Source organism: Vibrio sp. 10N.286.52.C3 (assembly GCF_041468865.1).
GTDB lineage: Bacteria > Pseudomonadota > Gammaproteobacteria > Enterobacterales > Vibrionaceae > Vibrio > Vibrio crassostreae_C.
In genome coordinates this window covers 12,181-29,759 of record NZ_JBFRJM010000038.1, presented here as the reverse complement: position 1 = coordinate 29,759, position 17,579 = coordinate 12,181, and the positions used below count along the sequence as shown (strand labels likewise).

The window sequence follows — 17,579 nt, the reverse complement described above, 5'->3', positions numbered from 1 at the left end:
GAAGAAATTACGGTGATTGATTGACGATGGTGCTTTAAAAAAAAGAAAAGGGCTCGTAATGAGCCCATTCTCGCTCTTGAAACCCCTTCCAAGAGACTTGTGCTCGCAAGACCTCTCCTGCAAGACTTCAATCCGAGGATTGACCTTCTGGAACCCCTTCCAGTCGGATTTGTATGGAGGAACTAAGAATAAACTTATGTCATTCACTCGTTCAAAATTAGTATACACCAGAAAGATTAAATGTTTAGAAAAACAAACCTACTTAAAAAGTCAAAATCGCGTCGTTATTTGAAATAAAGTGTGGATCGCCCAATTAGAATGACTCTGTAACTTTACTCAAAGGACGATCCAATGAACCAATCTCCCCATCTATTCAGTTGTCTTATTGCGAGCGTCTTCGTTATTACTGGTTGTTCAAGTGAACCCGAAGATGCTGCGTATTGTCCCCCCGTAAATACTAACCACAGTCCATCTCACAAAGTTGATGGTGCCAGTGAGTATTTCAAAGCGGCGACGCCAGTGTCATTGAATGAATTTAACCTTAAGTCATACGAAGCTCCGATCATTGATGGTGAAATCCACTTGACTGATCCCAAACGCATATCGAGTCGGTACGTCTTAATGAATTTGAATCATGGGAAGGAGTCACTGTATGTCATAAGGCATGCGGCGATGGACTATTCAAGGTTAAGTGGATACGACTACGCGTTCTTAGCGGAGCATAAAGAGCATGCAACCGTAGTAACAAGTGGTGAGAAGGTGACGGTCGTTGCGTCTTCTGGGAAACCGAACTCATTCAACTACATTGAAGCGCCAATTTATAAAGAGGGATATGAGGGGCGGGTCGAATGGAAGACACAAGAGTACCTATATGGGTTGGCCACTCAATTTGATGAACTCTATATCGACACAGCGATTTCTATTGATAACAAGCCTTATGTTCTGGGTTTCGCCAAAACAAAGACAACCACAGGTGAACGGGTGGGCGTCGTTTTGTTCGACTTGAGCGATAAGGGTTCTTATAAGTACACAAGGGTTATTGAATATAAAGGTGAGAAAACGCTGACCGGCAATGCGATGTATGTGTATCAGCACGACAACGTTGTCATGGTCAGCGTGTTTGATAAAACGTTTAAGGTCGCCCATCCAAAATCATGATCCTGGTTCGTTTCCGATAGTTAACTAGCACTCTCCCCTGAAGCTCCGCGAGGAGCTTTTGTGCATAATTACCGTTGATTTTATACCTTGTCTTTAATCTCCAGTGTCTGTTGCGATATGTACATTCCGCACATACTGGAAATTGAGTTCAGTACTGTATTGGAATCCACTCCCGGAAAGTTTCTGCAGTAGACCTCTAGGGCCATTAATCCAATATGCATACTTTGTGGAAGGCTTACTGGTACGGGTCTGACCGATTTGTCCTTCTGACCTACTTGGAAAAAGACTTTCGTACCTTGGTGTTCTACGCCAAAGAATTTCGATGATTTCTCACCGCCGACACCATGATTGCTGAAACTTATCTTTTGGTAATAACCCAAACATACACCAATGAACAATGGCAGTTCGATGTCTGTGAGTTGAATCGCGACCTTATCTTTCCAGTTGTATGAGCGATCAGTTGAGTTATTACTAAGGGCAGCTTCTAAACGAATGGTATAGAAAATATTTTGCTCGCCATTTTCATCAACAATACCCTGTTGGCTCGACTTCAGCTTTTCGTCCGGCTTCACTTCTAACGCTGCTTTACCGCCATGAACTTTGTAACCATGTGCTCGGATCTGGCGCAGCGAATTCGAATCAGGCGCAGGGTTATTTGCTTTGAATGGATTGTGTTTGTTTCCTTCCTGTTGCGGGTTATTTGCTGGTGGTACAGATCGCGCTAACGCTTGGTTGTTCTGAGGTTGGTTCTGAGGTTGGTTCTGAGGTTGGTTTTGGCTTGGTCCGTTTGCAGGCATCGAATGTACGTTAGCAGTCGATGGACCATTGTTATTTTGAGGCTTCTGAATTGGACGATTGTTTGGTGAAAATGTTGACGTGTTCATAAAAGGAATCCCTGCATGACATTTAACAGGGTTATACAACTTCGCACTCGCTATTTAGATTTTGGCGAGCTTTGTTCGATGTGTGTTTCGATATCCGATAGCAATTGTTTCGTATGGACGCACAAGCGGTAGTAAACGGTGGGGGACTCATCAGCATAGGGGCTTAAAAACGTATCTGCTGAGTATCCGGTATTTTGATAGTAAGCACTACGTATGCCTTCAGTCAGAATGCGCAGAGGGATGACAGGGTAAGGGTCAATCAATGTTTGGTTGGCTTCTAATGACGACTGTAGAGCGAGTTCAGATTGCAACAGTGCTTGCTTTAATACGGCTGTTAAGTCGACCAGAGCGTTATGGGTTAAGGTTGAGTCAATCAACGTTAAAGAGTTTGTGTTTTTCATACCATCGAGTGTCTTTGATGCGTTCGATTTCATATATTAGCATTTCTTGATGTGTTGTACTTATCATTCCCAATTTTTTTAAAAGCACAGCAAATAGATCAAATAGTCATCAATATTTGGCTGCCTATTTGGATTTTATGACTAAATAAAGTGTGAAGATTACGTATATCCAGTTTATCAATGTTTCGATAATGGCGGCGTATGAACATTACACAGTACACATATATCAAAATATTCGGCACGCTCGTTGGCTTAGTGTTGGCCGTATTGTTACTTAGTGGTCGGTATCAGATTTCATTGGTCCCAACAGCATTGGGTTGTTTACCTATCAAGGCCGCTGTCATCGACTCTAAGAATCATTTCCCCAAGCGTGGGCAACTCATGTCCTTCCTGTCGCTTAACGCACAACCTTATTTCGCACATGGCACCAATTTCTTGAAAATAGCAGCTGGTGTTGCTGGCGATACCGTGACCTTTGACTTGGATGGAGTCACCGTGACCACCAAAGATGGGGAGGTCATTCGTTATGCGGCTGATGCTCGTCGAATGATTAATTATGCCCAAATCGACTTCGATACCCTCAATAAAACTTTCGTTGTCCCTGAAGGTCAATATTTCGCTCTTGGCACGCTACCTACCTCTTTTGATTCAAGATACTGGGGTTTAGTTGAACACTCTCAAATTATCGGAGTTGGCTATGCATTTCTCTAAGGCACACAACGTCTTGTTACTAACTTCATTCATTGCGACTTACGCGTTGGCTAACGGACAACTCACTCAAGAAGATCTGGACAATGTACAACGAAGTAACGACATCATATCCAACGCCCATGAAGTTGAAGGTACTCAAGCAGTTTTAGATGCAAGTAACTTGAACCCTAAAATGATGAAAGAACTGAAACAAATGGCGGATCACGCCAAGTTGTTGAACAGTACTATTTCTGACCAATCGGACTCTCTTATCGAATATCGCAAGGACGATACGCCAGATATCAATTTCAGAGCCCTTCAAGATGTTATCGATGATAACCAAACTCAGTATCAAGCCAATTCCATTGTCAATGAAGGACAACCAAAACCCTTAGCATTCGATCCCTCCACATTGACAATTGATAATCTCGATTCGATAAGCATTGAGCAGCCTAACCCTTCGTCTCCAAGTCAAAAAGTAGACAACAAATACGACGATGAAGAAGCGAACACTGTTTTTTGGATATTCGTGTCGAGTTCAATGCCTGATCACCAAATGAAAGAGGTGCTAGAGCTCGCTGCAGAGTGGGGAGGCCGTGTTGTGTTTAACGGCTTACGACCTGGCGACGTGGGCGTACCAGATATGATTAAAGGTTTGTGGCAATTAAAGGTCAAACTGGCTAATGCTCAAGATGACATACGCACGCATGCCGAGAACCCAGACAAACTGAAACGAATCAATAAAGCCGCTGTTTACATGGATCCAATGGCATTCGAGCGTTTCAACATTGAACAAGTTCCAACGATGGTTTATGAGCGCAAATTATCCGATAACACAAAACTCGTCGGGAAAGTGAAAGGTCTAATCAGCGCAAGCTACTTACAGAACGAGACGGAAAGCGCGGCAGCAAACCCTGATTATGACGGCTCCGAGGTATTCCTTGGTGAAATGGGGTCCATATTTCCTATCGCAGAAAAAAGCTTCATTGAAGAGTCAAAAAATAGAATGAGGGCCGTGGATTGGGAAACGGAACAAAAACAAGCAATAGCACGCCATTGGCATAACCGCAGTTTTCATACTCTTCCACCAGCCGCGAAAGACCGTGAGTTCGACTTTGACCCAACAGTAATAGCCACTGCTGATGTGAAAGCGGTGAATGGTCTTATTCTGGCCAAGAAAGGAGAGTTAATAAATCCCCTCAAGCCGCTTAAAAACCACGACATAGTACCTGCACATTTAACCATGTTTATCTTTGATGCGACCGACGAACAGGAAGTGGAGTTTGTAAAGTACATGTCTCTCAATGAATCTCGCGGGAAAGTGAAACTCATTTCTACACGTATCGACAAGGATAGGGGGTTTGACCACATATCTGAGTTAAATAAGAAGTTCACCTATGACGTGACCATCCTGACTAAAGAAGTCATCGATCGATTTGATTTGGAAGTGACCCCGACTCGGTTAATTAGTACCGATGAGGGTATGTTCCAGATAAATGAGTATTCAGCGCAAACAGTCACTCAGGTCAACCTACAAGTAGCTGACGGTGGCCAACCTACACCGTTCAATCAATCCAAAACAAACTAGTTAAGGAAAACACAACATGATTAAGAATCTCGTACTTATTGGTTTCGGCGTCGCTCTCGGTGTGTGGTTGGCTGATACACAGCCCAATCTAGCCAACTCTGTGAGGGACATTACTGAATCAAGCATTGATGCTGCAGATCAGCTAATGAAAGATAACCCAAACTTCTCGAATTCCGTGAACAACATTAAAGAACAAGGTATTGACGCTGCTGGTGTTGTGATAGAGCAAGTGAATAAGAACTAAAGGGAGGAACATATGATTAGGTTCTTTTTGATTGGTTTGATGTCCACAATGATAAGCATGGCGAGCTTATATTCTGTGGCTGCGGATAACGACAAAGCAGGCGACTTATGTCCCGATGCCAACATCTTGAGTACAGTCATCGACGGTATGTGTTGGAGCTGTTTACTTCCAATTCGACTAGCCGGTATTGGTGGGGACGCGCCTAAAGGTGCCGCTTCGAGCAAGCCTTTTTGCATGTGTGCTGATGAGCTAGGTGTCCCTGAATGGGGTATACCGCTCGGATTCTTCCAACCATCAAGGATCGTATCTTTTTCACCAACGCCATACTGCATGCCTTCATTCGGTGTTCGTTTGGCAGACGATAGTACCCGTGCTGGACAAGGCCGAACAGAAACAGCGATTGACGATACAGAAACTTCTTTTTTTCACTATAAATATTGGGTTTACCCAGTAATGCAAATGATTGAAATGTTTGCCAATGCGGATTGTACCTATGATGGGGCGACAACATTGGATTTGGCGTACTTTTCCGAAGCCGACCCGTTGTATCAAGATGATTTGTTGGCGTTCGTGATGTTTCCGGAAACCGTTATCTTTTCGAACCCAATAGCGACGTCTATCTGTACAGCCGATTGCGCTCAAATACTGGCTGGTGGAGAGGTGGTTGAAAACTATTTTTGTGCTGGGTGTTCAGGGAACCTTTACCCAATGACTGGTAATAATCAGTACAGTGACGATCCGGTACGTGGCACTTCGTTGTTAACCACGCGTTTGATGGCCACTCTACACCGACGTGGGCAAGCACAGCTGACAATGGGTAATCATATGATTCAAGACAGTTGTGAACCGAACTACGCGCCAATGTTGCCAAAAACACAATATCGTTCATCCATGCTTTACCCAGTAAGAGAGGCGAGCTCGCAACCTAAAGGTGGGGGAGGATCTTCAATTCCACTATCAACAGGTTGTTGTCATAAACTCGGTGACAGCGTTCTTAAGTGGGGGAACGGGCGATTGGTCCCTGGTCGGGAAGCGTTCGTTTATCTTTTGTATTCTTGGAATGATTGCTGCTTAAGGTAACTTTAGAGAGCCACCCTAACGGGTGGTTTTTTGTATTCGTTTAACAAAAACTCAAAATGCCCTCGCTATTTGAAATTTTTTAAGTGTTACGGGATTAACCTGATCTTGTTTTGAGAAAAAGGCAGGGCGTTATGTTTAATCGAATACTGACTCACTTTAGCTTGTTCGCGTTTCTGGTTCAGATCTTTCATGTTTCTTTTATCGGTGTGCTGTATGCATCTACCTCAACGGTGACCTACGCACAGGATATGTCACTTGATGAGATATACGGAAACTTTCAAACACCTACTTACAGCGGTGGTAATGCTACTGTAGGTGGTAACTCGCTAGGCAACTCAGAATTGTTTGGATTGGATGTTGAGCGTGTTGGATCAGAAGGGCAATTCGACGCTTACCAAGCCTATCAAAATGAAAACAAACTCAGAGATTCAGGGCAAGGTGTCTCTGATAGATTTTCTAGCAACACAGTTGGCAGTGAGTCAGATTATGACGCTAAGGCATACAACACCTTAAAACTGAACTATAACGACAATTACCAAAAGCTAGAGTCCGATGACGCTATCATGGTCGATGCTGACAACATCTTTAAAGACTTAGCCAATAACCTCGAAGATTCAGATTCTGACTTTTATAGTGCCTGTACCACTGAAACAAACACGTATTCAGTAAACAGGGAGTATGTCGGAAAAGTGCAAAATGAATGCATGGAACCCGATCGTTCGAACTTAATGAAGTGTGAACTGACGCGACACACAACTTACCCTTTGAAAAAGCGTTCGGGGAGTGGTGATGTAGAAATTCTGGATTCTCATACCTTCAGGTTGACGGTAGGTGACCCTACAAATAACGGCACAAATGACCACGGAATGGGGTGTTACCACAAAATTAACTTTGTTGAATTTGAACTCGAAGACGATGTGCGTATCAGCTCCGTGACCTTTGAACGCGTGTGGGTGGATGATGTCATTCAGTTTACTCTTAATGACGAAATCGTTTATCAATACGTTCCTACCAAGTCGTATTGGTTTGGCAATAGCGGTTCTACATACCCTGATTATGATGAAAACGGCAATTGGGCGCACCCATATGTAGACGAAACTGGCTTTCCATACCAGCATACCAATTGTGAATTCAGCTCTAGCCGAGTCTTTACAACGAATACCAATATAACAGGCCAATTTGAAGCCGCTCGCGCTTCTAATCGCGGTATTGTCAAATTCAAAATGCGCCTCGGTGTTGGTGGTGGAGGGGAAGGTAAAGCCACCATCCTAGTTCGTACCGTGGATCCAATCGACCCACGAGAATTCATAGAACAATCGCCTGTAGGTTGTGCTGCTGAACTTGGGTGGATTCAAGACCCATCAACGTGTGGTGTGTTCGGTAATGAAGGCGACGAAATATACATTAACCCAGATTGTAGCAACCCTTTGAATCAAAGTGGTGGACAACAAGGCATGATGTGTAGCTATGGTGGTTGGGAGTGCGTCGATACAGAAGCCGCGCATATAGACGATTACGATCCGTTTTTGATTGGCTTGCCGATAAATGTTCCTCGTGCTGGCCAAACGAGCGATGGTAAAGAGTGTCTAAAGGCCAACGCCGTCAACTATGAATGTAACCCCTTACCTGATCAGCAAATTTGTGGCCAACCTTATTGGCCTGAAAGCAATGAGCGGGTTTGTACTTCTTTCACTGAATTTAATGCCAATATTCCGGACCGATGCGAGCCATACAGAAACAGTGCTGATTGTGCGTTAATTGAACAAAATCCAGCCTTTGTTGACCCGATAACGGGTCGAGCCTACGTTCAAGAGTCAGTCTACGAATGTAATACCTACACAAACGGAAACTACTCGTACACGATGGAGGAAGACATCTGCACGGGTGAAATGCAGTGTGTGGGTGGAGATTGCCGCTATTCCGAGCTAGAGATGAATGATGATTTTGCAGAAGCGATGGCAACGTTCAAAATGCTCGAAGACATCAAATCGAACATGGAATGTGAAAATCCAGATGATGTCTCTACCTGCAAAGTTTTCAATGGTGAAGTGTCATATTGCGGTATCGAGCAAACAGGACTTGGCTTCAATTGCTGCACGCTATCCGCAGGCCAAACTAATATCTTCGATTATATCAAAGGGGTCTATCATCACTACGCAATGGAGCAATCATTGGCTGGATTGGCTAGTTCGGGTGCGGGATTCGGTTCGTGGGCGTCGAGTTACCCGACTCCTGTCACCGACACAGTAACTTATGTAACCGATGCCGTGAGCGCTGGATGGGATTTTGCAGTTCGTAATGTCACGGGTGAAGTTGGAGAGGCCGCAGCGGAGGCCGCCACAGAGAGCTTGTTAGACGAAATCAAAGGTGAATTGATGAAAAAGGTCGCGGATTTGATCCCAGATGCAATTCGAGATGCCATCTTTGATACCGTGACTGAGGGGACGGGTTCAACAGCCACTACCACAGTGTCACTCAACCCAGCTGTCTCTGGTGCATTTGCAACAATTATGGCCGTGTATGCCGCGTATCAGCTGATTAAATTGGGCGCAATGATGATTTCGGAGTGCGACGACCTCGAAATGGGCATGGGTATGAAGCTTGACCAACAACAATGTATATATGCCTCTACCAGTTGCCATAAAGATACCCCTTTCGGCTGTCTGATAAAACGGAAGCACTATTGCTGCTACCCAAGTCCATTGGGGCGTATCATCATGGAGCAGGCTGCGCCTCAACTGAATATCAGCCTAGATCCTAGAAATGGACAATGTTCTGGTATGACGCTTGAACAAGTCAGTGAGTTGGATTGGGACGCCATAGATTTAACCGAATGGGAAAACTTGATCATGGCCTCTGGGTTAGCCGTTGAACATGATGACTTAAATATCGATACACTGTCGAGCCAAGCTTGGATGCCGAACAATGATGATGCATTGAATCCTGTGGACCTTAACCAAGCGCGATTCGAGTCAACTGACGCTGATGCAAACTTGAAAGAAACGCATGATGCGGCAATGCCTGGTAACTTAGATTGCTCGGTTTACCCTAGACCACCAGTGTGTGACTCTCCGTTATCGATTTTGGACGACTAGATTTCATTTATAAAGGACAAATGGCATGAATCAACTCACTGAATTACAAGCTGGGTTAGCAGTACTACAAAGTCACTGTACAAGGGGTAAAGTTATCGTGGAGGCGAATACAGGGGGAACGGGTATCAACGTTACCCTTCGTGCGCCAAAGAGTGAACAAAATGGTCTACTTGAGAAATTACGTTCTGTCGCCCCATTCCAAGGCAAAGAACAGCTGATTTCTCTGTGGGTCGATGACCTTAATTTCTATGAGTGCCGCCTAGAGAAGTACATGGCGTATATCACGGATAACTAGCCATCAATGATACTGCTGACTTCGAAACATGAAAAAGGGCTTACAATGTAAGCCCTTTGTATTCATATTGACTATTTAGCTGTCTGCTTCTAGTTGCTCAACACGACTGATTTCGTCGTCGCACGAGATAGCGGTTATTTCAACATCTTCATACTTCGAATCCGCGCAGAACGCTTGTGTCAACTTCTTGGGTAAGGACGCCCCCTCTTTAAACTTAAAAACCACTGTCATGAATTGTTCCATATTCGGGCTCCTTACTGCGTAGAAACTTTTGTATGCGAGTTTTTGTTTTTGGCGCGTTCAAGAATCTCAGTGACCGTCGAGTGATACTCCGACAACTTTTGAGTGAACTGCTGTCCATCAACCGGCTTAACGAAATAGTACACCGTGTCATTGTTACGCACTGCATTGATGTTAGGAATGTACTGAGAATCAGCGATATATTCCTTCATCGGTAAACTCATAAAAGTAGCGGTCGGGAGCTTAATAGAAGGGCTGGTGGATAAGCCATTGGCATTTACAAAGCCTGTTGTTTCAGCGTCGCTGTATTGCATGTGTGCTATCAGGCTACTGTAATAAGTAAATCTGACCGCGATGACATTTGTATCTGGGATCTGCTTTTTAAGGTCAGCATCGAACACGTCTGTACTGAAAGGTTCCGAAATAGACCGTACACCGACTCTCGTCCCTAAGAAGGCAGTGTCCACTCCTCTGAAATATATCGCTGCGTGGGAGTCCACGTTTGAATCAAGTGGATACCCTTCAACACAAAGGCTTTCACCACCATTGTATCTTTCATCGTAAAACTTCGAATCTGGCGACAATGGTTTTTTGGTAAAGGATTGAAGTGTGTCGAATGAAGGAACCATTACCTCATCCATTTTAGACATGACAACCTTACACATTTCATACTCGTCTAAGCCACTATAAGTATCAGCATCCAAGTACATAACTAGGTTTCTTCGATCCCAACCGTACTTTTGATCCGCTAGGATGGCCAATCCGAAACCCGTTGCCATAGAGCCCAATGGTAGCCCTAATAACGTAGACCCCACATAGCCACCGATTCCCACATCCGAAATTGCACCTTTAGGTAAGGTTTGGTCTTCGATGATCGTTCCACTTCCTGCTGAACGGGTAACTTGGAGTGCGATACTTGATGTGCCTAATTCCGGTACTTCGTATTTTGCACTATTGGACGCACATGCATTCAAGAGTAAAGCGGCGGTAATGACTGATGCTGTTTTGAATAGGTCCATAATTCTGTCTTCCTTAGCCAAGTGAAACTGTATGAGTATTTATTAAATCTACTTACATTTATACATCATGAGCCGAAAAATACACAAAACCAGCCAATGAAAACGGGGGGAAATGGGGGGAAGCTTCGGATTATTTTCAAAATTAGTGACGGATGTCGAAACGATGTAACAAAGTGAATTTCCTTCGTTAATTGAACTTTGTAGCTAAATAATCTCCTACTCTGATGTACATATTCAAATCCATGAAGCAGTACGAGTCACGTATATGTTAAATCCAGATCAACATCTTTGCGTTAATGCGGAAGGCCATATCATGGTTGTTGCATTGCCCGGTTCAGGTAAAACTGAAGTGTCAGTGCGTTATGCTGAAAGGGTGCTTACCGATTCTGAGCAACACGCAATTGCCATGCTGACGTTCACAGATGCAGCGGCTACCAACTTAAAACGTAGGCTTAAGTCGACAATGCCAAGAAGTCAGACTCTTCGTGTATTTCCAAGTACTTTTCATTCTATGGCTGTGCAGCTTTGGCGTCAGACGAACTCATATAAAACGATTGTTATGGGTGGACACTTAAACATCTATATTGAGCGAGCGATGCGTGCTTGTCATGTGGCGATGAGTTATGAGGAAGCAGAGAAAACGATAAGTACGATCGGACAGTATTTAACTATACCTCGCTCAGAATTCTCATCTATCAAACTGAAACTTTTTGCAGCTTATGAAAGCATCATGCGAAAAGAGGGCAAAGTCGACCTAAATCAGATATCTCGCGACGTTATTCATGGTCTGCGAGATGGAACAATTCGACCGCTGTCAGAAACTTTAGGCGTTACTCACATATGTGCTGATGAGTTTCAGGATTCCGACGATCTCCAATATATGTTTCTTTACGAGCACGCTAAACGAGGTTGTTGCATCATGGTTGTTGGAGACGATGACCAATCAATCTATGCCTTTCGAAATGCAAGAGGGGTCGATAACTTCCGTAACATGCAAGCTGATCTAAACGCGAAAGCCTACAGCTTAAAAATTTGTTATCGATGTCCACCAGCAATACTGAATGTGGCCAACAACCTAATTCAACACAATGTAGAACGAATTCCCAAAGAATTAAGGTCACACGTAGAGGAGGGCGGTGTTGTCGATTGTCATGGTTTTAAGGATGAAGACCATCAAGTTGAAAGTGTTGTTGAAGGTATCCTTGCCGATCAAGGCGGGTGGGCGGTACTGGCTAGAACCAATAAAGAAATCGATACAGTTGAGCTGGAGTTGTCCAAACATAAAGTGAAAGTTAAGCGCCTCGGCGGTAAGAGCTTCTTTGAGTCAGCCGATGTAATTTGTTATATCAAGTTGATGTGGATGCTGACACACCGTAACAGTCGGTATCTACAAGATTTCTTAGCTTACATGCATGAAGATGAGGTGATGATTGATATGGCGAAAAGTGCTAAATCAAATGGAATCGACTTTATTGGGACGGTAACCACCTTAACCCAAAGCCAATCATTGCTAATCCACACCCAATCAATTTTTGAAATGTTCATGCATGAAGGTGTCCCAAAAGAGCCAAGCAAAACGGTCAACGCCGAGTATCAACGAAAGATCATTTCAATGGTGATGGCGCAACGAAATATGAACTCTCCTGCGGCTCTTGGAGCGATGGCTGACATCCTAACCAAAACAGCTGCGTCACTTGGCAGTTTGGCTAAGGCCGCAGATCAGTTTCATGACCGGATAACCAAAATAAACGCTAAAAAGGCTGAAAAGATTGGTACAGATGAGGTAGTGATCGCTACGTTGCATGGCTCTAAAGGACTAGAGTTTCCGAAAGTCGCGATATTGAGCTGTCAAGATGAAAGAATTCCGCAACCAGATAAAGATGGTTTAGGCGAAAAGCATTGGGAGGAAGAGCGTCGCTTGTTGTATGTGGGGATAACAAGAGCTGAGAAGTACTTGCGACTGTGTTTCTTCAAAGAGCAGTTGTCATTTTTGAGAGAGGCGGTTCCAGATCGAATTGAGTTGGCCGTACAACAGCGAAATGAAGAGCCAGATTCGGCAGCTCAGGCAGAAAAACTGCAACAGCTAAAAAATGAGTTTTTGAACGCTTCTTAGCTTACGGAAAAGTTAAACACTAAAAAAGCTGCGCTTAATTTACAAAAGTCTCCCGTTCTTGGGGTTTACTATAGGTGATTTACCCGAGAAATTTTTTCACTTTTTTAAAGTGATACTTTTCTCCCTTAGTTGGAGAGCTAATAGCAATTCTCCCATAGATTTATTCTATGTCCCCAGTGACTTTTTTAAGTCATAAACCTGACCCTAAAGTGGGCTATAGATATCCCACTAGGGGATTACTCTATCTATAGTTCCACGTTATTTTATTAATGAGGAATTAATTATGAAACCTTTCCGTTCAAACAATGGCCTTATCGCATTCGTAGTTACTGGTTCTCAAATTGAGAATGGCAACACGACCATCTGGGCCGATCAAGTTACCTCTTGGGTAGACGGTCAAAACCAAATGCAGTCACGTACTAACCAGATTCAACTTTTTGCCCATGGGCAATTAGAGTTTCCAGTCGGTGTTGGTTATGTGTGTAAAGTATCTCTTAAGACGTGTAAATTCACTGGTAACAATAACAGCGAACTTACGCATACTTATTATGAACTTCATAATGTGTTAGGCGAAATTGATGGCAATTCTGTTAATCAATTTGGACTACCTTCATTGTGTAACTTTACGCTTGGCGGCAATGTTGGTTCGATTGAACAGAAAAATGCAAATGGCAGTACTTGGTACAATGTTTCAATTGCATTAACTCGTTCATTTAAAGATGAGCAACAAAATTGGCAAGATGAAACCCACTGGGCTCGCCTGTCAATTTCACAAAAAACTTTTGATCAGAACTTCAAACAAGGTTTAGACAAAGGTGATTCTTTAATGGTCGAAACTGAACTCTCTACTAACGATTACACCGACAAAAACGGCAATAATGTCACTGGACATGAATTCCGCGTTAGTCGTGTTCTTGGTATGGTTAAGAAGTTCGAACTTCAAAGCTTAAAAGCTGCGAATCAAGCCCCACAAAACAATGGATCTGCGTACAACAACGCACCACAGCAAAACGCTCCACAGCAAAATGCTCCTGCGTATAACAACGCACCGCAGCAAAATGCTCCTGCGTACAATAACGCTCCACAGAATGGTCCAGCGTATAATGCTCTACAGCAGAATGCTCCACAGCAGAATGCCAATAATGCACAACAACCTGACTCTACACAGCGTCAATTCCGCCCACAAGCAGGCAACGGAAATTTCCGTCAGCGTGCTTATAACCAGCAATAATTCGAGGTACGCGGATATGAATTTTTCTCACCAGAAAAATGTATCTGCAGCACGAAAAAGGCGCGCTCTGCGCCTTCTTCGAAAGGCTCAGGTACTGAATAACCCCAAACTTCTTCATAAAGCAGAAATGCTACTTGAAGATGCTAATAAAGCTTTCTTTCTCAAGACAGCTTAACCCCTTAATTAACTACCCATATTAATTTAACCCCACACTTTATTCCTGGAGGAATTAACTATGTCTAATGCTAACCCTGTGACTACTGTAGACACGAATAACCAACCAACTTCTACTGTTGAAGAAATTGATTATTCAGAGATGATTACTGTTCGTATGGCCGACGTGTTCAAACCGTTTGTCCCAGCAGCAGTAACGGCAGTTATTCAGATCCCTAAACACCGTCATCCAGATGTACCTCGCGAAATCGCAGGTTATATTCCAGATGAAAAACAACTTTCCCAAGTTATATCTTGGTTTTGCTCACCTCAACGACCTAACTTCATGCATATGGTTGGTCCTACGGGGTCTGGTAAAACTGATTTCATGCTTTGGCTTTGTGCTCGCCTTAATTGGCCAACTGTGCTGGTGTCTGTTAACCCGACATTACGCCCTGAGAAGATGCAAGGCCGCTGGGTGTTGTCAAACGGTCAAACGGAATATGTTTATGGACCTATCGCTGACGCTATGAAACACGGAAAATGTGTTTTGCTTGATGAATGTGATAAAGGGTCTTTAGATTTTATTGCCAAACTTCACCTTCCTTCTGAGATGACGAAACCTTGGTCTATTGAAGACACAGGAGAAATCATCTATCCACACCAGAACTATCGTTTTGTAACGTTAGGTAATACTTCTGGAGAAGGGGACATTTCTGGTTTGTATCCATCGTCTCGACGTTGGGATACGGCTTTTCGAAATCGTTCATTCGTTGTGCCTTTTCCGTATTTACGCACGGAAGTAGAAGAGAAAGTGGTAATTGGTAAATTTCCGTTCTTACGCGACCACAAGAAGTTACTTAAGAAGTTAATCCAGTTTGCTAATGCTATGCGTGATGCAATGTTAGGTCCTAATCGAGATCGAACAACCAAATCTGGTATTGGAACGGCTTTTTCAACTCGTGTGGTTTTGTCTTGGTGCTACTACATTCAAATTAATGGTGATAGAGCTCCACTGCGTGCTTCGTTTAATAATGTATTTTGGAATGGCTGCGACACTCGTGACAAAGCTGATATCGAAAAGATTATTGATCAAGTGTTCAAAGATAAGAATGGTCATATTCTCGATCAACCGTATACCTGGTTGAAAGAGCAATCAAAAAAGTAACAAGCAATGATTCAGAGTGTGATGATGCTGATTTGCCAAGATCGGATTTAGACGGTCTAGATATCAGTACAATCAAGTTCAAAATGTATCATTGCAATGACAATGGAAGTAATAAGCTTTGGGGATATACGTGCCTTGGTGCCGACACACTGGTTGTTTACGGAGCCAAAGGCCAAAAGCTTAACTTCTATCGTAAAACCCATCAGTCTGAGTTACTAGCGCGTAACTACATCGACAAAAAAGTTAAAGAGAAAATGAAGAAGCAATATCAGTTTACACAGATTAATTGTTTCAGCAAAAACGAACTTAGGTTCGCTACTCCTTAACAAACCTACCTAACCCCTTCAGGGACTAGATTCCCTGACCGGGATCAGTCCCTCCAATTTTTATTCCTTGGAGGAATTATGAAAGACATCAACGATACCCAAACTCTCGATATCGATACAGTAGCTCAAAATCAACTTGACCAAGTGGCTCAACAAGATGGCGAATTTGCTAATCGACTCGAAAATGGGCTTGTGATTATCGATGTAACTACTTCTGGCCGTGATGGAGAGAAAACGTTAGCGAATGCTAAAACTCTCTTAGACGAAAAGGAAGTGAATTCAAAGATTGCTCGTAAAGCCCGTATTGAGTGGTTTCCTCGTTCTGAGTTGCAGTTTAAGAACACATTGGAGACTAAGGCACGCCGCGCTATTGCAGCCCGAGGTGTCCGATATGGACGCGTTACCGCGATTCCAGTTGATGAACTTGACTCTCTACTCGTTGAACTCAAGGCAATTCAAGCTGAGTTTTATTCAGAAGTCGCTGACCGTGATAATCGCTATGACACCATAGTTGAAGAACACAAGAAAGCTAACCCTGATATGGCTGAAATTATTGAGTCATTGAAGACCCCTAAAGATGATTTCTTTAGACGTTTTCAATTCAACGTGTTGCCGCCGATGGCCTTCAAACCTTATTTCAATGATGACCAACAGGAAGCTGTTGATTACATCGTGGAAGGGATTTTGGATAACGTCGCGGAGCAAGCTGTTGTTGTTTATGAAAAAATTATTGGTAAAAGTTCAATGATTCAGCGAACTTTCAAGCCAATAAGAGCTATTCGTGATTACGTTTACTCAATGTCATTCCAACACACTGTGTTTGACCGATTGGTTGATGAACTTGATGAAGCGTTCGATACCTTACCCAAAACTGGGAACATCGAAGGCTCTGATATGACCTACGCGGTTAAATTGGTACATAACCTTACAGAACGTGGCTCCATCTTAAATGGCATTGTGCCGGTGATGGAAGTCGCAGATGAATCTGAACCGAGAATTATTGACGCGATTAAGGACTCAGTAGTTTCTACTGATACTGACAGCGGCAATAGTACTCCTACCTATGAAGAAGTCACTGGCGAAACGTCAACAACCGGCTTCTGGTTCGGCTAACCCCACCTACCTAACCTAATGAGCTCCCTTTGGGAGCTCTATCCTATTTTTTGGAGGAACACCTTATGGCTTCAATTCAAGAAGTTCAAAACACAATGCGAGTTATTACAGATATTCACGCACGATTTGACGTAAATATCTATTTTGACCGTCGAACTTGCTACACGAATGGCAGAGATATTTACATCAATGCTGGTGACCCCTCTGATGAAGTTTGGTCACGACTCGTTGAAGCAAAAATTACTCATGAAGCTGGTGGTCATTTACGATTCAGTGACTTCTCAGTCTTCGAGAAACACCTCAAGGGTAAATCAAGCACGTTCTTATCAATCAACAATATCATTGAAGATTGTCGCGTAGAGACTGCTTGTATGAAGGAGTTTTCTGGTGCCTACTGGGTATTTCAGAAAATGACTTATGACTTGCTCGAAGAGGGTTATTTTCAGGAACCAATAATAAGTAACGGCCCCGCTGGGTTGTTATTTGCTTGGTTATTGTATTCTGGTCGTGGTATTGCAATTGAGGGGCAATCTCACCTAAAGAAACTTGGTGATGATGCTCGACATCTACTGATGAAATTAGGCACTCCAAACTCTCCAATTTTTGATGAAATTGAAAAGCGGATGATTAATTGGGGTAAATTACCTTCAACAGTGGCTGCTATAGATGAAACCATCGAGGTTATGCTTTTATTAAAGCGTCTTTCTAAAGAGCAACCGCAACCACCACAGCAACAACAATCGGCTAATCAGAATTCAGAATCAGACGATGATTCAGATGG

At 43.3% G+C, this 17,579-nt stretch carries 17 protein-coding genes; 13 read left to right on the top strand and 4 right to left on the bottom strand.

The window, feature by feature from the left end; translation table 11 throughout:
- Window positions 1-351 precede the first annotated feature (351 nt).
- The gene (locus AB4138_RS14890; protein ID WP_136987067.1) at window positions 352-1,158 is read left to right on the top strand and encodes a hypothetical protein; all 807 of its coding nucleotides are present in this window, start codon (window positions 352-354) and stop codon (window positions 1,156-1,158) included.
- An 80-nt stretch (window positions 1,159-1,238) separates the two neighbouring features.
- Here the strand turns inward: AB4138_RS14890 and AB4138_RS14885 are convergent, their stop codons facing one another.
- Window positions 1,239-2,042, bottom strand: a complete 804-nt coding sequence (locus AB4138_RS14885; protein WP_136987066.1) for a hypothetical protein — start codon at window positions 2,040-2,042, stop codon at window positions 1,239-1,241.
- A gap of 50 nt (window positions 2,043-2,092) precedes the next feature.
- A complete protein-coding gene (locus tag AB4138_RS14880) occupies window positions 2,093-2,443 on the bottom strand; it encodes a hypothetical protein (RefSeq protein ID WP_133150988.1) in 351 nt (116 codons plus the stop codon).
- 201 nt (window positions 2,444-2,644) lie between these two features.
- On the opposite strand from AB4138_RS14880, the gene AB4138_RS14875 reads away from it, so the two are divergent.
- The 6 genes from AB4138_RS14875 (at window position 2,645) to AB4138_RS14850 (ending at window position 9,435) form a co-directional block, all read left to right on the top strand.
- Window positions 2,645-3,154: a S26 family signal peptidase gene (locus tag AB4138_RS14875; RefSeq protein ID WP_086714935.1), complete on the top strand. Its 510-nt coding sequence runs from the start codon at window positions 2,645-2,647 to the stop codon at window positions 3,152-3,154.
- On the top strand, window positions 3,141-4,721 hold the full coding sequence (locus AB4138_RS14870; protein WP_136987065.1) for a TrbC family F-type conjugative pilus assembly protein: 1,581 nt from the start codon (window positions 3,141-3,143) through the stop codon (window positions 4,719-4,721). The genes AB4138_RS14875 and AB4138_RS14870 overlap by 14 nt, the downstream gene beginning before the upstream one ends.
- A gap of 16 nt (window positions 4,722-4,737) precedes the next feature.
- Window positions 4,738-4,965 (top strand): hypothetical protein, encoded by a 228-nt coding sequence (locus AB4138_RS14865; RefSeq protein ID WP_081230308.1) that lies wholly within the window; start codon window positions 4,738-4,740, stop codon window positions 4,963-4,965.
- 12 nt (window positions 4,966-4,977) lie between these two features.
- Window positions 4,978-6,045, top strand: a complete 1,068-nt coding sequence (locus AB4138_RS14860; RefSeq protein ID WP_136987064.1) for a TraU family protein — start codon at window positions 4,978-4,980, stop codon at window positions 6,043-6,045.
- Between the two features lie 131 nt (window positions 6,046-6,176).
- Window positions 6,177-9,140 (top strand): conjugal transfer protein TraN, encoded by a 2,964-nt coding sequence (gene traN / locus AB4138_RS14855; RefSeq protein ID WP_136987063.1) that lies wholly within the window; start codon window positions 6,177-6,179, stop codon window positions 9,138-9,140.
- Between the two features lie 25 nt (window positions 9,141-9,165).
- A complete protein-coding gene (locus tag AB4138_RS14850) occupies window positions 9,166-9,435 on the top strand; it encodes a hypothetical protein (protein ID WP_136987062.1) in 270 nt (89 codons plus the stop codon).
- A 75-nt stretch (window positions 9,436-9,510) separates the two neighbouring features.
- Here AB4138_RS14850 and AB4138_RS14845 read toward each other — a convergent pair whose 3' ends face one another.
- On the bottom strand, window positions 9,511-9,678 hold the full coding sequence (locus AB4138_RS14845; protein ID WP_165919345.1) for a hypothetical protein: 168 nt from the start codon (window positions 9,676-9,678) through the stop codon (window positions 9,511-9,513).
- Window positions 9,679-9,689: 11 nt separating this feature from the next.
- A complete protein-coding gene (locus tag AB4138_RS14840; protein ID WP_136987061.1) occupies window positions 9,690-10,694 on the bottom strand; it encodes a hypothetical protein in 1,005 nt (334 codons plus the stop codon).
- Between the two features lie 265 nt (window positions 10,695-10,959).
- Between AB4138_RS14840 and AB4138_RS14835 the strand changes: the two genes are divergently transcribed.
- The 6 genes from AB4138_RS14835 to AB4138_RS14810 form a co-directional block, all read left to right on the top strand.
- On the top strand, window positions 10,960-12,807 hold the full coding sequence (locus AB4138_RS14835; RefSeq protein WP_102367669.1) for an ATP-dependent helicase: 1,848 nt from the start codon (window positions 10,960-10,962) through the stop codon (window positions 12,805-12,807).
- Between the two features lie 283 nt (window positions 12,808-13,090).
- Window positions 13,091-14,038, top strand: a complete 948-nt coding sequence (locus tag AB4138_RS14830; protein WP_372083463.1) for a single-stranded DNA-binding protein — start codon at window positions 13,091-13,093, stop codon at window positions 14,036-14,038.
- Between the two features lie 16 nt (window positions 14,039-14,054).
- On the top strand, window positions 14,055-14,213 hold the full coding sequence (locus AB4138_RS14825) for a hypothetical protein (protein ID WP_154723760.1): 159 nt from the start codon (window positions 14,055-14,057) through the stop codon (window positions 14,211-14,213).
- A gap of 60 nt (window positions 14,214-14,273) precedes the next feature.
- Window positions 14,274-15,359 (top strand): AAA family ATPase, encoded by a 1,086-nt coding sequence (locus AB4138_RS14820; protein WP_081230315.1) that lies wholly within the window; start codon window positions 14,274-14,276, stop codon window positions 15,357-15,359.
- Window positions 15,360-15,763: 404 nt separating this feature from the next.
- A complete protein-coding gene (locus tag AB4138_RS14815) occupies window positions 15,764-16,798 on the top strand; it encodes a DUF3150 domain-containing protein (RefSeq protein ID WP_081230317.1) in 1,035 nt (344 codons plus the stop codon).
- A 65-nt stretch (window positions 16,799-16,863) separates the two neighbouring features.
- Window positions 16,864-17,579 (top strand): hypothetical protein (locus tag AB4138_RS14810; RefSeq protein WP_372306585.1); only part of this gene is annotated, 716 nt, incomplete at its 3' end.

Excerpts from the sequence above, each read along its gene's own strand:
- AB4138_RS14890 (WP_136987067.1), top strand. The coding sequence starts at position 352 with ATGAACCAATCTCCCCATCTATTCAGTTGTCTTATTGCGAGCGTCTTC.
- AB4138_RS14885 (WP_136987066.1), bottom strand. The coding sequence starts at position 2,042 with ATGAACACGTCAACATTTTCACCAAACAATCGTCCAATTCAGAAGCCT.
- AB4138_RS14880 (WP_133150988.1), bottom strand. The coding sequence starts at position 2,443 with ATGAAAAACACAAACTCTTTAACGTTGATTGACTCAACCTTAACCCAT.
- AB4138_RS14875 (WP_086714935.1), top strand. The coding sequence starts at position 2,645 with ATGAACATTACACAGTACACATATATCAAAATATTCGGCACGCTCGTT.
- AB4138_RS14870 (WP_136987065.1), top strand. The coding sequence starts at position 3,141 with ATGCATTTCTCTAAGGCACACAACGTCTTGTTACTAACTTCATTCATT.
- AB4138_RS14865 (WP_081230308.1), top strand. The coding sequence starts at position 4,738 with ATGATTAAGAATCTCGTACTTATTGGTTTCGGCGTCGCTCTCGGTGTG.
- AB4138_RS14860 (WP_136987064.1), top strand. The coding sequence starts at position 4,978 with ATGATTAGGTTCTTTTTGATTGGTTTGATGTCCACAATGATAAGCATG.
- traN (WP_136987063.1), top strand. The coding sequence starts at position 6,177 with ATGTTTAATCGAATACTGACTCACTTTAGCTTGTTCGCGTTTCTGGTT.
- AB4138_RS14850 (WP_136987062.1), top strand. The coding sequence starts at position 9,166 with ATGAATCAACTCACTGAATTACAAGCTGGGTTAGCAGTACTACAAAGT.
- AB4138_RS14845 (WP_165919345.1), bottom strand. The coding sequence starts at position 9,678 with ATGGAACAATTCATGACAGTGGTTTTTAAGTTTAAAGAGGGGGCGTCC.
- AB4138_RS14840 (WP_136987061.1), bottom strand. The coding sequence starts at position 10,694 with ATGGACCTATTCAAAACAGCATCAGTCATTACCGCCGCTTTACTCTTG.
- AB4138_RS14835 (WP_102367669.1), top strand. The coding sequence starts at position 10,960 with ATGTTAAATCCAGATCAACATCTTTGCGTTAATGCGGAAGGCCATATC.
- AB4138_RS14830 (WP_372083463.1), top strand. The coding sequence starts at position 13,091 with ATGAAACCTTTCCGTTCAAACAATGGCCTTATCGCATTCGTAGTTACT.
- AB4138_RS14825 (WP_154723760.1), top strand. The coding sequence starts at position 14,055 with ATGAATTTTTCTCACCAGAAAAATGTATCTGCAGCACGAAAAAGGCGC.
- AB4138_RS14820 (WP_081230315.1), top strand. The coding sequence starts at position 14,274 with ATGTCTAATGCTAACCCTGTGACTACTGTAGACACGAATAACCAACCA.
- AB4138_RS14815 (WP_081230317.1), top strand. The coding sequence starts at position 15,764 with ATGAAAGACATCAACGATACCCAAACTCTCGATATCGATACAGTAGCT.